The sequence below is a fragment of the Iocasia fonsfrigidae genome, from assembly GCF_017751145.1.
Lineage (GTDB): Bacteria > Bacillota > Halanaerobiia > Halanaerobiales > DTU029 > Iocasia > Iocasia fonsfrigidae.
In genome coordinates this window covers 1,261,489-1,278,459 of sequence record NZ_CP046640.1, presented here as the reverse complement: position 1 = coordinate 1,278,459, position 16,971 = coordinate 1,261,489, and the positions used below count along the sequence as shown (strand labels likewise).

At 37.0% G+C, this 16,971-nt stretch carries 13 protein-coding genes and 1 pseudogene; 2 read left to right on the top strand and 12 right to left on the bottom strand.

From position 1 onward, the window contains the following. Positions 1–80: 80 nt before the first annotated feature. Positions 81–563: a prolyl-tRNA synthetase associated domain-containing protein gene (locus GM661_RS06060; RefSeq protein ID WP_230869204.1), complete on the bottom strand. Its 483-nt coding sequence runs from the start codon at positions 561–563 to the stop codon at positions 81–83. Between the two features lie 309 nt (positions 564–872). Here GM661_RS06060 and ubiE point away from each other — a divergent pair, with 309 nt between their 5' ends. Beyond that, positions 873–1,646 (top strand): bifunctional demethylmenaquinone methyltransferase/2-methoxy-6-polyprenyl-1,4-benzoquinol methylase UbiE, encoded by a 774-nt coding sequence (gene ubiE, locus GM661_RS06055; protein WP_230869203.1) that lies wholly within the window; start codon positions 873–875, stop codon positions 1,644–1,646. A gap of 48 nt (positions 1,647–1,694) precedes the next feature. Here the strand turns inward: ubiE and GM661_RS06050 are convergent, their stop codons facing one another. From GM661_RS06050 to GM661_RS06010, 10 genes and pseudogenes are all read right to left on the bottom strand, one after another. After that, positions 1,695–3,122: an APC family permease gene (locus tag GM661_RS06050; RefSeq protein ID WP_230869202.1), complete on the bottom strand. Its 1,428-nt coding sequence runs from the start codon at positions 3,120–3,122 to the stop codon at positions 1,695–1,697. Positions 3,123–3,237: 115 nt separating this feature from the next. After that, on the bottom strand, positions 3,238–4,677 hold the full coding sequence (locus GM661_RS06045; protein ID WP_230869201.1) for a sensor histidine kinase: 1,440 nt from the start codon (positions 4,675–4,677) through the stop codon (positions 3,238–3,240). A gap of 32 nt (positions 4,678–4,709) precedes the next feature. Then, a complete protein-coding gene (gene eutC / locus GM661_RS06040; protein ID WP_230869200.1) occupies positions 4,710–5,498 on the bottom strand; it encodes an ethanolamine ammonia-lyase subunit EutC in 789 nt (262 codons plus the stop codon). A 2-nt stretch (positions 5,499–5,500) separates the two neighbouring features. Then, entirely contained in the window at positions 5,501–6,883 is a 1,383-nt protein-coding gene (locus tag GM661_RS06035) for an ethanolamine ammonia-lyase subunit EutB (protein WP_125989132.1), read from the bottom strand. A gap of 12 nt (positions 6,884–6,895) precedes the next feature. Continuing rightward, positions 6,896–8,356: an ethanolamine ammonia-lyase reactivating factor EutA gene (locus GM661_RS06030; RefSeq protein ID WP_230869199.1), complete on the bottom strand. Its 1,461-nt coding sequence runs from the start codon at positions 8,354–8,356 to the stop codon at positions 6,896–6,898. A gap of 177 nt (positions 8,357–8,533) precedes the next feature. Beyond that, positions 8,534–9,112 carry an ANTAR domain-containing response regulator gene (locus tag GM661_RS06025; RefSeq protein WP_164522182.1) on the bottom strand — a complete coding sequence of 193 codons (579 nt, stop codon included), beginning with the start codon at positions 9,110–9,112 and terminating at the stop codon, positions 8,534–8,536. Between the two features lie 271 nt (positions 9,113–9,383). After that, a complete protein-coding gene (locus GM661_RS06020) occupies positions 9,384–10,442 on the bottom strand; it encodes an NAD(P)-dependent alcohol dehydrogenase (RefSeq protein WP_125989127.1) in 1,059 nt (352 codons plus the stop codon). A gap of 99 nt (positions 10,443–10,541) precedes the next feature. Continuing rightward, positions 10,542–10,694, bottom strand: a pseudogene (locus GM661_RS19110) (sulfide/dihydroorotate dehydrogenase-like FAD/NAD-binding protein); the annotation flags it as partial. Positions 10,695–10,900: 206 nt separating this feature from the next. Then, positions 10,901–13,672 carry a DEAD/DEAH box helicase gene (locus GM661_RS06015; RefSeq protein ID WP_230869198.1) on the bottom strand — a complete coding sequence of 924 codons (2,772 nt, stop codon included), beginning with the start codon at positions 13,670–13,672 and terminating at the stop codon, positions 10,901–10,903. Positions 13,673–13,820: 148 nt separating this feature from the next. Then, entirely contained in the window at positions 13,821–14,642 is an 822-nt protein-coding gene (locus GM661_RS06010) for a GGDEF domain-containing protein (RefSeq protein ID WP_125989119.1), read from the bottom strand. A gap of 346 nt (positions 14,643–14,988) precedes the next feature. On the opposite strand from GM661_RS06010, the gene GM661_RS06005 reads away from it, so the two are divergent. Then, a complete protein-coding gene (locus tag GM661_RS06005; RefSeq protein WP_230869197.1) occupies positions 14,989–15,585 on the top strand; it encodes a spore coat protein in 597 nt (198 codons plus the stop codon). Positions 15,586–15,653: 68 nt separating this feature from the next. Here GM661_RS06005 and GM661_RS06000 read toward each other — a convergent pair whose 3' ends face one another. After that, the gene (locus GM661_RS06000) at positions 15,654–16,916 is read right to left on the bottom strand and encodes an MFS transporter (protein ID WP_230869196.1); all 1,263 of its coding nucleotides are present in this window, start codon (positions 16,914–16,916) and stop codon (positions 15,654–15,656) included. Between the last annotated feature and the right edge of the window lie 55 nt (positions 16,917–16,971).

Sequence of the window (16,971 nt, the reverse complement as noted above, 5' to 3'; positions counted from 1 at the left end):
AATTTCATTAAATATCATTTTTTGTTAATTTTCTATATTTAATCATTTTTCTCTCTTCCTTTTTAATATATTTTTTTCACTTAAACTATTGTTTTAACAATTGTATTTCCCGTCCAATCTAAAAACTTTTCAAAATCATTATATTTTAATGTCAATGTAGACGTATTAACATTAGGATGAAATGAGACAAAATTAGAATCTTCTAATTCATTATCAACTATAACTATAACTTCATTATCTATATCTTTAATTAATCCAAAAGGAGTTACTTCCCCTGGTTTTAAACCTAATAAATCAGCTAATTCTTCTTCATTAGCAAAAGATAATCTAGATATTTTTAATTGTTTTGATATACCTTTTAAATCTGCTCTTTTAGAATCTTCAATTATAGTCAAATAATAATTTTTATTGGTTTTTAAAAATAAATTTTTGCAACCTGTTCCTTCAATTTCACATCTCTTTTTTGCTTCCACAACTGTAAAAACTGGCGGATGTTCTACTCTTTTATACTCAATCTCAAGATTCTCAAGTAGATCTATTACTTCCTTTTCTTCATTAGTCATTTTTTACCTCCCAAGAATTCTTTCTTTTGTTTTTAACAACTTAAGTCAGTCGTGCCGTATAACGTACCAGGCATTTGCGAAATTCACGAAGCTTAGCCAGACTTGACTTGCTGAGTGAATTTGAGTTGCTTAGATGTTTTTTCCTATTTATATATTCTACAATCCTATGCACTAATCCTGCTAAAATAACATTTTTTTCTAGTTTTAAGTCTACTCCCCTGTTTGTATTATAGCAACATAATTAAAGAAGCTGGTGGTAAAACTATATTAAGAATAGTAAAAAAAATAATAATTTGGAGTTGAATTTTCTTGAAAAAGAAGGAAAAGACTAGGGACAGGTGTTTAATAAAAAACTCAAGTAAAGAAAACAAAGAAAAAATAGTATTGGATATCTTTAATTCAGCAGTACATAAATATGACTTGATGAATACCCTAATGACTATGGGGTTAGATAGATACTGGCGGAAGTTAGTGGTTAACTATAGTGGAATTAGAAGTGGTGATAAGGGATTAGACCTTTGTTGTGGAACAGGTATCTTAACAATAGAGCTGGCTCATGCTGTAGGTTCAAGTGGCACAATAATTGGGATTGATTTTGCTGCTAACATGTTAGCTTTAGCCAGAAAAAGAACACATAGTAATAATCTAGAACAGGTAATCAAGCTAATAAATGGAAATGTCTTAAATATACCATTTCAAGAAAACACCTTTGACTGTGCTACAGTTGCCTGGGGTCTACGTAATGTTTCCGATCTTCAACTTGCCATCCAAGAAATGAGACGGGTTGTTAAACCAGGGGCAAAAGTCATCTCTCTGGATATGGCACACCCCGAAATACCTATTTTCAAAGACCTTTACTGGTACCTTTTTAAAATAATAATACCACCCATTGCTAAAATATTTTCTTCTTATAAAAAAGCCTACCAGTATCTTTATGAATCAGCTAGGGCCTTTATCACCCAAAAGCAATTAGCTGAACTGTTTCGTAGTTCAGGCTTAATTAATGTTAAATACCATAATCTCTGCGGTGGAATAGTAGCCATAGTAGAAGGAACAAAATCGTTGCCCCATTTCCCTTACTAAAGAAATGGAACAACGATTAATATATATATAACTATGATAACAAATTAACTATGCCTCCCAACTCTGGACATCAGCCTTAATTGTTTCATATTTCTCTGCTTCTGTAACAATATCTATTCCTTTGTTTTTATTATACTTATTCCACAGGATATAATAGAGCCACATCACTACAAAGAAAACTACCGTTATTCCCCCACCAAAGATAACATCATCAGTAGCCAGAAAGGTAATTATGGTAAAAGCAACTGCCATAATAATAGTAACTACCGGCCAGAGCCTTCCACCAGGGATATAAAAAGGTATCTTATCACTTAACTTACCACCAGCTTTTAATTTATTAGATAGGTTTTTATAAGAAGCCAGTCCAATTATACCCCAGAGCGGGAAGAATACAAAATTGGCTATTACTGATACTATCCTTATAGCCCCGGTTAATACACAAAATAGAATAGCCCCTCCAGTTACAATAATCGGAATAATCGGTATTCTAAATCTTTCGCTTATCTTTCTGAAAGATTCAGGCAACTGTCTTTCTCTGGCCATACCATACAGCATTCTAGCCCCACCATAGACACAGGCATTGGCAGTTGTTAAAGAGGTAATAATAGCAATAGAATTCATCCAGACTGCCCCTTTACCATTCCAAATAACCTCCATCGCTTTAACCCAGACACTGGCAAAGGGCCCATTATCAGCCAAAGCCAGCAATTCTGAAGTAGGCCTCAAAGTCGTAATTGCTAAACCCCCGGCAATATAGAAAAAACCAGTTATCAATGTACCTACCAACATTGCCTTGGGAATCCTGATCTCCGGTTCAACAGTCTCCTCTGCTGCTGGTAGAATAGTTACAAAACCAACATAACAATAAACCCCAAAGAAAATAGCTGTCATCCAGTCATTAAAACCAATCGTCTCCTGGAAAGTCTGCCAGTAAGAAATATCTGTCTGCCCACTTGACAAAACAATAAGAGGTACAGACATCAGACCAGACCACATAACCAAACCTAAAATAGACTGAGTTTTAGAAGTCATCGAGACTCCTAATAAATTGATAGCAATAAAAACTATTGTGACAATAACCCCCCACCAGTAGTAATCCATTTGAGGTAGGAAATAATATATATACCTTCCTAAAGCCATCAATTCTGCTCCATCAATAGCTATCATACCTAGCCATAGTGCGCAGGCTGCCAGAAAACCCAGGGTATGATTATTTAATACCTTGCGGGCATAGGTTACCACACTACCAGCTGATGGATAACTAGATGCCAGGGTAGCAGCAGCCAACATAGCAAATATTTCCGCCATCATGCCTACTATATATGTAACCACCAGATTAAAACTCCCTACATGACTGACAATATCACCACTCATCATCAAAAAGCCTACACCTGTTACAGTCCCACTTGCCAGGGTTACCAGCCCCAGAAAGCTGATACCCCTTTCCATCTGTTTTCCTTCCTGTAAATCATTCATTATCTTTGCCCCCTGTTCTTAAAATATTTGATAGTCAGAATAATAATCAATTTCTAGCTAGTTCACATAAACTTTAGTCCAATATTTATTAATAATCACCTCCAGTTAAAATATCTTAAAAATTACTAAATTCAATAATAGTTTCTGTACCGTAATTTGATTTTATATCAATGTTTCCCTTTAATTTTTCCTTAATCAAGGTATTAACTATTTTTAAGCCTAGATTACTATTCTCAGATATTTCATCTTCCTGAATGCCTCTACCATTATCATGAACAACAATACTAACCAATCCGGAATCTTCAACAATTTTAACTTTAATAAACCCTTCATCCTGATCCTGAAAGGCATGTTTTAGACTATTTTGAATAAGTTCATTTACAATCAAGGCTACAGTTGTAGCTTTATCTGAATCCAGCATAATATCCTGACCACTTATCTCTGTAAGGATTTTTTGCTCATCTGCCATAATTCCCCTGGTATTAATATCGATTATTTTTTTCAGAATCATCTTCAAGTTTAAAATCTGATTACCCTCACTACATAACAATTGATAAATAACTGAAATACTCATAATCCGGTTGATACTTTGATTTAACAGATCTTTCAGCTCTCTATCCTTGTGTTTTCTCATCTGAAGTCTTAAAAGGGTCGCCACTGTCTGCAGGTTATTTTTTACCCGATGATGAATCTCTTTGATCGCCGTAGATTTCAGTATTAATTCCCTCTCCTTGTCTTTAATCTCAGTAATATCCCTGATCAAAAATATAAAACCAATCTCTTCCTCAGCTGAAGTAATCGGGATACATTTTAACTGTAGAACCAGATTTTGCAGTGAAAGCTCTTTAATCTTTTTCTCCTTAGTTTCTTTGATTTCATCAAAACCAATATTAAAGGCCAGTTCACCAAAATAGATATTATTATAAGGCCGTACAGTTGTACCAATTTTAGCAAGAATTTTTTCTGCATTGGGGTTGACGAAAACCACTTTACCCTCTACATTAGTAATAATTAACCCTTCATATAAATGGGAGATTAGATTGCCATCCCTGATCACTACTTCATGGAAACTTTCACTTAACATATCAGCCGCATATTTAAAAATCTCATATTCCTTTTCCCGCTCAACCTGTTTTTCAATGTTCTTTTCCATGATTAAACAGGCAATTACCTGCTCACCATTTTTAATTGGTACTACCGACTGTCTGATTATCATTCCTTCATTATATAAAACCTTATTTTCTGTAACTGCTCTGCCCAAGGTATTATGGGAATCCTGGCCGGTCCACATAGTATGAAAAACACCAGGCTCATTCTGCTGGGATACCCCTTCCCCTAACCAGGAAGCATCATAGTAGATTGAACTACTATTTTCGGGTTTAGCTTCCGCAACTACAATTGCCTTCTTACTATCTTTCATTAAACAATCGATAAAAACATCTGCTTTATTTAAATCAGCAATAGATTGCAAAGAAGCCTGATATTTTTCCAGTATCGCTATATCCCCGGCACTAAGTTTTGTATATTCCTGGCAAAATCCTTTTAAACTATTCATAAAAACACAACCTTTACAGAAGTAAGTATGCGTTATAATTGTAGTTCCAGACCACTAGCTTGCTGAAATAACATCTGCTGGATAATACTTACCAGATAGGCTCCGGCCTCAACTGGAGGAGTACCATCCTGATGAATATTGGATACTACCGTTCTCCTGTTTTCTACCATACCAACCTTAGCTTCATAAGCCAGATAGGCAGACATACTTTGGGCAGTAGCCAGGCCTGGTCTCTCCCCGATCAAAATACAGGTAACCTTCGCTTGTAAAGCCTCTGAGATATAATCCATGGCCGCTACCCGGGCATACTTAATAAAAAAGGGGGTGCCGACACTGATTTCATATAATTTAAGCCCTGCTGTTAAAGAAAGAAGAACATCCCTGGCATTGGCCTCGATTGATTTTGAACTCAATCCATCACCAACTACAATCTGTACATCCGGCTGATAGATACACCTCTCTTTGATCAAACTTATCGTCTCCTCTGAAAATTTGCGCCCCAGGTCCGGCCTGGTTAAGTATTCTTCCTTATCACGGCATAAAGTCTTAACAGAAAAAAGATTCATTCCCTCAATTACCCTTTGGTCTGTTTTACTGATTACCGAATCCCTGGCTGCAGCATGGTCTGCCCGAAACCTTAAAAGGGTACTGGTTTTATAGCGCGGTCCTGATCTCCCCACAGCAATCCTGGCCGGGGTAGTCTTTTTTAGAGCTCTGATCATCTTTAAATCCAGTGGACTGCTAATAAATATCTCCTGCTGAATGTTTCTCTCCCTGATATCCTCAATATTATCTTCTCGAAAATCAACCCCCTCTGTCATGTTTACTCCCCCTTTCTTTTTTGAGAAAATATAGATGGGTCCCCCATTTTAGGAGTGATTTTACCATCTTGATAAATCCCCATCTCTTCCAGCCAGTCTTCAAATTCCCTGGCTGGACGACAGCCCAGGGTCTGATGTAAGGTTACAATGTCATGATAACTGGCAGCCTGATAATTTAACATCACATCATCACCATGGGGTATCCCAATAAAATAATTACAACCTGCTGAGGTAAGTAAAACAGCTAGATTCTCAATATCATTCTGGTCTGCTTTCATATGGTTTGTGTAACAGACATCTACCCCCATCGGCAGACCACTAAGTTTACCCATAAAATGGTCTTCTAACCCTGCCCTGATGACCTGTTTGCTGTCATAAAGATATTCTGGACCAATAAAACCCACTACTGTATTTACCAGAAAGGGTTGATAACAGCGGGCCAGGCCATAACAGCGGGCTTCCATGGTCAACTGGTCTACTCCAAAATGTGCCTCAGCCGAAAGTTCAGAACCCTGGCCTGTTTCAAAATAAAGTAGGTTTGGACCAGGGGCTGTCCCTTCTTCTCTTATAAGTTTTTGAGCCTGATCTAATCTGCTGACATTAACTCCGAAAGACTCATTCCCTTTCTCTGAACCAGCAATACTCTGAAAAATAAGATCTGCTGGAGCCCCCTGTTTAACAGCCTCTAACTGACTATTAATATGAGCCAGGACACATACCTGAGTAGGTACTGACCACTCTTCTTTAAAATCATGGAGACCCTTCAATAGATTAATAGTTCCACTGACCGTATCTGCTACAGGGTTAATACCGATTACTGCATCCCCAATACCATAACTTAAACCCTCTCTAACCGAAGCAAGTACCCCTGCCAGGTCATCTTTGGGGTGATTGGGCTGTAATCTAGAAGAAAGCCTTCCTCTTTCTCCAATTTCAGTATTACAATGAGTAATCACTTCAATTTTTTTTGCGCTGTAGATCAAATCAAGGTTTGACATCAATTTAGTAACAGCAGCTATAACCTCACTGGTCAAACCCCGGCTAAGGCTTTTCAACTGGGAATTTTTCGTATTCTCATCCAGAATATATTCCCTTAGTTCAGCAATGGTCCAGTTCTTTATATTATTGTAAACCTCCTGCTCAACTCCATCCTGGATAACCCTGGTAACCTCATCTGTCTCATATCTGATAACCGGGTTATTACTAATCTCCTCAATCAGAAGCTCACTTAAAACTATCTTTGCCGCCACCCTTTCTGCCATACTACTGGCAGCAATACCAGCCAGTTTATCACCTGATTTTTCCTCATTGGCTTTAGCCAGTACCTCTTTAAGGTCAACAAATTGGTAAACCTTATTTAATAATCTGGTTTTATACATTAGCATAATCCCCTTTTTTTACTCAAAAATCAGTGTTTTTATAATAACAGGTAAAACAATTCCCCGGGAAAGGGGTTTTCCTATATCAATATAATCACCCTTATTAACATTAATACCATCAATACAGATCAGCTCATAACCTATCCCCAGGAGGGTTCTTAAGGCCTGACCCAGGGCTTTGGCAAAATCATGTTCCAGGACAATAATTACTGGCAGACCTGCCTGAATATATTCCCGTAGACCAGTAGTGATCTGTCGGGCATATTCCGTAACTTCAGAAAATGATGGTACTTCCGGCCCTTTTAACGCCAGGGCAACCCTTTGTTTCTCATCATTAAAATTATATAATTGCAATCTCTGTCTAATCTTCCATCCCAATCCCTCTAAATCTTCTTTAGTCTCAGCAGTAAACAATTTTATAAGTGGGATATTTTTTTGGGGCAGACTGTTTCCAGTATAAGTAATTGTACTACCACTTATTTCGCTTACATGGAGTCCAGCACCAATCACAGTTGCATTAATCTTCTCCTGAGTCTTACTAATCCTGACCATGTTTTTAAGTTCACTATCCTTAATTGCCAGGGCCAGCAGAGGACCAATATCACCATAGCTTATAATAAGGTCATTGAATTCCTTTCTCTGGCTATGGGAAACAGCATAAAAGTATTCTCCAACCCCTCCAGAAAAAGATACTTTATCAAGCTGATAACTATTTTTCAGACTACTACCCACCAGAAGGCTTTTACATATGTCAGACAGTGGTTTAAAACCCAGCAGTTCTAAAAAACACTGTACCATCTGCTCAACTATCTTCTTAATCTTATCCTGTAATCCGTCATCAATAAGACTGTCACCAATTCCCAGGGATAAATTCAAACTAGCAGCTATCTCCTTTACATATTTAGAAATATAGGAAATCCTGTTCTCATCATCGAATTTTATAAGCCGACCTCCAATATTTAAACAGGCTGTATCGATAAGTTCTCCTTTCTGGAAAACAGCTATATTACTGGTTCCACCCCCAATATCAAAATTAGCGATCACTTCACTGTTCTCTTTAGATAAGCGACAGGCCCCTGACCCCATTCCAGCTATAACTGATTCCAGATCCGGGCCAGCTGTAGCCACCACAAACTCCCCAATTAAATCTGCTAGCTGATGGCTAATTACTTTCGAATTCTTCTTACGGGCTGCTTCCCCGGTTATTATTACAGCCCCTGACTGGATATCTTTTTTCTCTATTCCAGCCAGCTTATATTCATTACTAACAATCTCCCTTACTGCTGGTCCATCGATAACATCACTACTCTGCAGAGGGGTAAAATAGATCTTGCTGCGATATTTTATCTCTTTAGTAAGAATTTCTATACTAGGCACTTTTCCCTGACCGGCCAGATCAGCCAGTATTAGTTCACTAATAACAAGCTGGGTTGTAGATGTACCAATATCAAGTCCCACACTTATTATCTTCTGACCCATTATTTCACCCCCTTAGACTTGAGTTACTAAAAATAGACAAGGCCTTATGACAGGAATAAGTAAACAATACCTTTTTCCTGTACATAAGGCCCCATTGCCTTCATTATATTAAAAACCCCACTGCCTTTAATATAATTATTAATTTTTCGTAAAATACTCATAGTACCCAAACAAACATTACTTCAGCTCACTATTGATTATTATCATCTCAGCAATCTCCTTCATGGAAATCCCCCTGTTCATACTTACCCTTTGAATCTTCTGATAGGCTTCTTTTTCACTGAATTTTTCATCAGTCATTAAAACACCTTTAGCTCTTTCGATAATTTTTCTCTCACTCAACTTATTATATGCCCTTTGAACCTCCTGCCGGGCTAATTTCAAGTCCTTATACCTGGCAATAACCAGTTCGATCGAAACCATTAATTCCTTTTCATCAACAGGTTTAATCAAGTAATGCATAACACCCTTATTTTTGGCATCTTCGATAAATTCAGACTGACTATAGGCAGTTAATAAAATAACTGGGGCAATATCTTCAGCATGCATTATTTCAGCCACCTTTAAACCCGTCAAACCTGGCATTTTAATATCCAGAATAGCCAGGTCCGGTTCACAGCTTCTAGCCTTTTTTACAGCCTCTTCACCATTACCTACATCAGCTACAACATTATAGCCATATTCTGCAACCATTTCCTTTAAATCCATTCTAATCAGGGGTTCATCTTCTGCTATTAAAATATTATACTTAGTCATCTGCTTTACCCCCATTACATCATTCTAAAACTGAATTATCCCACACAGGGTGTTAAATAAAATAGCTGTATGTGTCATGTATATGTCAGTTATATGAGATATTATAGGACATTTTTCCGATTTTGTCAAGTGCTTTTATTAAAAAAATGTCATGTATTACATCTACATGACATTTTCGAATATTAAGCATATTATTTTATTAAATTATAATCTTAGTAGATGTACCAGAATTAACTAATACCTCTAGCAGTTAAGTATAAAATGTTGAGGGCTAGTTAACAAGTACAACCGGCTTGATTAAGTCTCTAGGCTTATCTTTCATCAGCATCAAAGCCTCTTCAACTTTATCCAAGCCCTTAAATACATGGGTGGCCATCAGAGCCGGATCCAGGCGGTTATACTTAATTAATTCAACTAATTTTTCCATCCTTACCCTTCCACCTGGGCAGAGCCCACCGGTTATAGTTTTATGAGCCATGCCACAACCCCACTCAGCACGAGGAATTGGTACATTATCCCCTGACCCAAAATAATTTATGTTCGCAATTGTTCCATTAGGGGCTGTAATTTTTACTGCTGATGAAGCTATCTCAACTGAACCACCGGCAATTATCGTAGCATCTACACCATTACCATTAGTTAACTCCATAATCTGTTCAACAGTATCACCATTTTTATAACTTACTATATCTGTTGCACCATATTTTTGAGCAACATCAATACAGACAGGTCTACTTCCAACAGCTATTATCCTTCCTGCACCTCTTAAATTAGCACTTGCTACAGCCATTAAACCAACTGGACCAATACCTATAACAGCAACTGTATCTCCAAATTGAACATCAGCCATCTCTGTTCCGTGAAATCCAGTAGTCATCATATCAGTTATCATCACAGCAGCTTCTAAGGGAATATCTTCAGGTAAGTGAGCCAGATTCATATCAGCATTATTAACGTGAAAAAACTCAGCAAAAACACCATCTTTAATATTTGAAAATTTCCAACCGGCAAGCATTCCACCTGAGTGCTGATGTCTTCCATTTTGAATTTCACGTGTATTCCAGTCAGGTGTAATAGCAGGAACAACAACTCTATCACCTGCTTTGAAGTCTTTAACCTTATCCCCTACTTCGACAACTTCACCGACAGCTTCATGTCCCAACATCATATTATGTCTTTCTCCAACTCCACCTTCAAAAACAGTGTGAATATCTGATGTACATGGAGATACTGCTAATGGTTTAACAACTGCATCATATTCCCCAGCAGTAGGTTTTTCTTTTTCAATCCAGCCAGTTTCACCAATCTTAAGCATTGCAAAACCCTTCATTATAAAATTCCTCCCTGCAATTTAATATTTTGTTAATGTTTTAACAAATAAAAGTAAATTTTTCATTTGCTTTGTATATATTTATCAATGACTCTGGCAATCAGCTATAGTCAAGGGGATTCTCTCTGACTTTTCACTGACCCTTACAATCAGGAAATGCCCCGGTTCAGCTTTAGCTGCAATTTCTGGTGCATCAATTATAAAAGAAGTGATCTGTGGTGCTAATACTTTTTTTCTAAAATATGGTACAATGCTTTCCCCCCCTGGATCAAGATTAATTAATTTATTGTTAAATATTTAACAACCTTTTGCAAAAAAATATATTATAACTGCTTAAGTACATAAGATATTGTTATTTTTTTCACTATAAATTAGTATAACATATTTTTAAATTATTACAAGAGATTTTTAGAAATTATTGTTTTCTTAGTTTTTAGATATTAGCCAGATTAATAATTTTATCTTCTACTCAATGGTCTCTGAAAAATAAATTCAAAACGGTTACCACTGGCCAGCACCTCCCTGAACTCCTTATATAAGGAGAACTCTCCTACCCCACTAACATTAAGCCAGCCTTTTGTTCTGGTCAGGGCCACAAAAAGCTGATTCCGCAAAGCAAAATTATCTTCAGCTGCTGCTACTTGATCCAGACCAATGACATAAACCATATAGGCCTCATTACCTTTGGCCCTATAGGTATTGCAAATTGTTACCCCACCCTTATTCCAGAAACGGTTGGGGTCAATCTCAGGGTATTTCGGGTAATAGACATTATTATTCAAGGCCTTGGGGATATAAATATCAATACCAGCTTGTTTAATTGCCCTGGCAACAGCAACCTTCAACCTGTACGATTCCTGTATATTACCCAGGGCAATAACCAGTATATCCCTGCTGGGATTAAGACCATCAACTTCAATATTGTATTTTATCTTCTGGGCCAATTCTGTTAATTCTTCATGACGGTTACTATAATTATTAAATTCTATTACCTTACCATCCCATATCTCTGGCACCCTATTTGGTGTCATTTCTGCTGGCCTGTGTAAAACAACCTTCTGACCTACTGGGTTAAAGCTACCTTCCAGTACCTCATAACCAATATTTTCCCAGTCCTCCTGGGTAGTATACCCCCTTAGCATTCCACCAGGCCTTAAAAGCCCCATTCCAATAGCATGGGCAGCTGTTAACACCGGCCCAGGTGTCCGGTAACACTTATTCATAATCTCACTTTTTCTGATGCCACCTTCATGAAACCCACTTACCATTCTTTTAAACTCCGGCCCCTGACCAAAAAGTTCCGGGGCACTTGGAATATTAAGTGAATTTAGACTCTGGGCCTCATCATAAGCCCAAATTAATCTTTTTTTCTTTTTATCACCAACTGGTTTTAAAGACTGATAGGCCAGCCAGTAAAATGGCTGTTTATCCTCATATTTTAAATCCCCATTATCAACAATCAGGTCCTGGGCCTCGTCTATTAATACAGCATCATAAATAGGCTTAATCTCTTCAACCCCTTCCAGAAGTAGTTTACAGGCTTTAATCAACCTTTCATTTGGCTCTCCCTCACCAAGGGCCTGATGGGTAGCCGTAAGGGGTTTTACCCTGTGCTGCCTACAGATTGTCCGGTAAAATCCAGGCTGGTCTTTAGCCCCCCAGGCATGAAGCACCTGCAGCCTGTCACTACTGATAGAATCATAACCCAGCTCACCATTACTAAATCTCCTCAGCCATTTATCCACTTCCCGTTTGGTACTGTCATACAAACTCCTTGTAAAAAAGACCAGGGCTATCTTCCAATCAGGGTGTTTTAAATACATATGGGCAGCCTTCTGACACAAAAGAACTGTTTTACCAGAACCAGCTATCCCCCTGATACGCTGTGGTCCTGGAGGAATCGTCTTACCGATAAACTCCTGCTGCAGATCTACCTCAAAGAGCTTTTCCTTAATTAACTCCTTGACACCACCTCTGGTCTTAGCATCCTGCTCTCCTCCAGCAGTTTCTTCCCCAAAGGTATTTTGTCCACTTAAAACCAGTAAAAGATTCTGCCACTGTTCATTATTTAATTCACCATTACCGAAGGCTGGGGTCAGAGCAGCCAGTTCCTTAAAAAGGCTTTTCCTGCCCAGTCCCTCAGCAAAGATTATATGGTCTACAGGATAACCTTTCTTCTGCCACTCTTTTTTAGTAATATTGGGCAAGACCACTGCAGCCCTACCACTTATTCTCCTCAATGTTCTATCACTCTGACAAAGGCCTTTGACCGCATAAAGCTGGTCCTCTACCTTGTAGGGTGGGCAGTCATTACTTTCAGTTTTTTTAAACTGCCAGTTATCTGCTGTTACTTCAGCTATATCATCAAGCTGATATCCCTCTATTTCAAGAACTATCAGGCCAAACTCCTTATCAGCAATTAGTATATCCGGTTCTTCTCTATTTTCACCCCTTTTAGAGAAAATCGGATATCTCCAGTAAGCAATACAATCCCTGCCGCTGAATGATTTACGGACAGCATCCCAGGCCTTCCCTGCTGCATTTGTTTGTCCAGAAGGAATTTTTTCAGTAGTAATAAACCTATATTCAGAATTTATCTCCTCCAGATTATTATTACCATCAAAAAAGCCCAGTATCTTCCTCTCGGCTTGGTTCAGTTTGATTTTATTATTTGATTTCCTACTTTTCTCCCGGCGCAGACTAAGATTACTTAGTTCTTTCTGTTGGACCTTAACTGCTGCAATCTCTTCCTGAACCTTATTTATCATTTCTTCATACCTCTGCTGCATTTCTGCTAACTTATCATTTGACTGATAATCCTTTTCAGGGAAAATGAAATCTCCGCCTTCAAAATCCCAATCCCCGTAAACCTGCATAAACCAGATCGCTGTCTTATAGGCCGCTAACAGAAGTGCTTTAGCAGTTTCCAGTGAATCATAAGACTCATGTACCGCCTTATTACCCTCCAGTCTGAGTTTGTGAAATATAGCTGCAATATCATCCACAATAAGTCCTTCTCTTTCAAGTAACTTCAATTTATTAAACAGGCTGTCTTCTTCCGGTTTTTCTAATTGATCATAGGCAAAAATATACTCTATCATCTGTTCAGCAAACATCCTTAATTTGACAATAGTAGTATTAGGGTCTTTATACAGATTTCCCTCAGCCATCTTACCCAGTTCACTAAGGGTTTCCCATTTATCTGCCAGAAAAGAAAAATTACTCTTCATTTACTATCACTCCTGTCAAGTACATTACCAGCTAACTGTTCACAGCCAGTTATAATTATATTATTATGCCCATTAGAATTAGTAGTCTATTAATAGTTTCGTTATTCAGCCATTATATTCCTTTAATATATTATAAGTACTCATTTATTTACTGCATCTTAGCCTTATACATACTCATATCAGCATTATCCAGGAGTTCTTCAATATCCTGTCCTTGATCACTTTTGGTTGCTGAACCAACTGAAATATTGAGTGGTATATTATAATCATATTCTTCATTTACTTCTGCGCACTTTCTCTGTATGCGGTCACAAAAATATTTGGCATCTATTTTATCTGTTTCTTTAAGTATAATTACAAACTCATCTCCTCCCATTCTTACTACTGTATCACTTTTCCTGCTTACCGAATCCAGTACCCTGGCTGCATTTTTAATAATCTCATCACCTCTGGCATGTCCATACTGGTCATTAATACCCTTGAGATTATCTATATCAACCATAATAATACTAACAGGTAAACTATTAGTATCTTCTATTTCTTCTATTATCCGTTTGAAATACCTGCGGTTATATAGACCTGTTAACTGATCATGATAACTAAAATATTCAAGCCGGGATACTGTTTTAAGCTGGTCTTTAATGTATTTAAAAATTGAATGGTAAGTACTCATAATACCGATTGAAATTAGTATCAAGGTTATTATAAAAATACTTATACTTTTAGCAAAAAGTTCCCCTAGACCCCAGATTATTAAACCTAGAATTATTAAACCATAGCCAATAATTACATTTTTCCGGAGTTCTTCAGTAAGTAATTTGTAATAATATGATATCCCTGCTAACGAAAATAAAATAATCATAATAATTAAAAAATAATCCCTGTTAATTAGCTTATAAAGATAAAAACCCAGCAGGATAAAAATACCTACCATCATATAGAACAAAAAATTAGTAATTCCCTTAGACATAATTCACCATCCTAAAACTATAAAATTATTAGGTTAATAATACCAGCAGGCCCTGGACATTATTTATCTGGTTTGATTATTTGCTAATCATCTGTCAACTAAAATTACTAAAATATTAAATGATATCATCACTGCTACCAATATTTTTCATTTCTAATAGTATAGTTTCTACAAATATTGTAAATTTCCTCTACCGAATTAGAATTTTTTGTAATAAAAAACTCCCTGTACAACTAAAAAATATATTGACACAAAAAACCAGATAATAATCTAAATAAAATAGACATATTTCATGATTTCCCAGGTAATAATAACTGTAAATCCAAAAAGAAGGTGGTAAGGTGATATGCAATTAAATCTGGATAACAATTTTAATCAAACTAATCAACAGGGAAATGCAGCCAGTTATGGGGCACATGAATGTATGGAATGCCACGAAATTTTATCTGATGCAATCAATGGTATTAATCAATTTGAATTATACCGTCCCCATGTCAAAGATCAGCAATTAGGTCAAATCCTGGACAAACAGATTAACTTTATGATTCAGGAATATAATAGTCTAGTCAATCATTTACATAATAGGGGTATTAAGCCAGGCAGCACTTATCAAGCACAAAATAATTTTTCTCCTAAACTGGGCCTGAGAAATCCCTCTCCTGAAAGCCCAAATTATAACATTAACCAATTAAATGACCGTGATATTGCCTCTGGTATGCTAGGTTGCGCCAAGTCATCTGCTGTATTTGCAACCCTGGCTGCTTTAGAATGTACAGACCCAAACCTCAGAAATATGATGAAAAATTGTGTAATTAGTAAGATAGACATGGCATATGAAATCTTCCAGTATATGAACCAGATGGGTTTTTACCAGGTTCCTACCATGCAGGAAAATACTACCCAAACAATGGTTAATAGTTACCAACCAGCCAATATGCTCTAATTAAACCCAAGAGGGTTAGTGCCCTAAATCAGGGCACTAACCCTCTTAAATATTATTTATATATTAAGCTAATGTGACACAGAATCATACTTAGCTTTTGCTGGCAATGCACTAAAAACCCTTTTTGAATAGACCGCAATCCACCCACTACATAGTGCTGTTACAAATAAAAGTATGTTTAAATAATCTATCACGACTTCAAATAGAAACCCATACATTGCCTGGCCTACTGGCAAAGTAGATCGAGCCATCATAAATATATATGATATTACCTTGCCAATTAAGTGGTCAGGTGTCTCCCGCTGTATAAATGAGATCATGGTTATATTACACATGGTAATAAAAATCGATATTACAAAACAACAAATAGAAATAGTCCAATATACCACCATAACTGACATCTTGATACTTAATGACAGGGCAATTGGTAATAAGCCCATTGAAGCATAAAACAACATCTTATATACTTCTTCTATCTCTATCTTTTTGCCTACTACACTAATGATTATACCACCTATAATCATACCTGCAGCCATTACACCCTGGGTAAGGCCATATAACTGGCTGCTCAATCCAAGTTTAACCTTAATTATTGCGGGAAGTCCAACAAGGATTACCGGTGTTAAAAACAAATTTATACCTGAAATAACAAACATAGCCTTTATTATTACAGAATTATCCTTGACCATATAATTGATGCTGACCTTTAAGTCAGACCTGATTATGGATATTATACTCTCATCATGGTGTTTCCTTTCAAATCTCATTATAATAAACATTTCCATAACCGCAGCCAGGAAAAAACAAATTACAGCACTTATCATAATCGGCCAGATACCCAATGCCCCATACAAAATCCCAGCAAACAAAGGGGCTAACAGATTAGAAAGGGCATTAACCAGACTTATAAACCCATTGGCCTTCTCCAGATTATCTTTCGAAGATATTAGTGGAATGCTCGCCTGTACTGCCGGTTGATAAAAGGACTGTATAATAGAAAAAATAACCATTAAAGCAGCAATTACTAAAATAATCGGTCCAGTGGACAAAAAGAAGCTAAATCCCCCTATTACAGCTGCTGTTAGCAGATCCAGAATAACCATCAGGTTTCTGCGGTTAAACCTATCAGCCATTATACCACCCAGTGGTGAGAATAGAAGAGTAGGGATTGTTGCTATAGCCAGAATTGTTCCAAAAATCATACTTGAACCAGTCTGATCTAAAATATATAGTGGTAAGGCAAAACGCAGTACGGCATTTCCAAAGATCGAGACCATCTGACCAATTACCACCATAAGAAAATTCCTGTTTAACAGTTTTTCATTATTCATAAACTGTGCTTCCCCTCTCCTAATAAACTTAGGCAAGAATAACTGATACTATTTA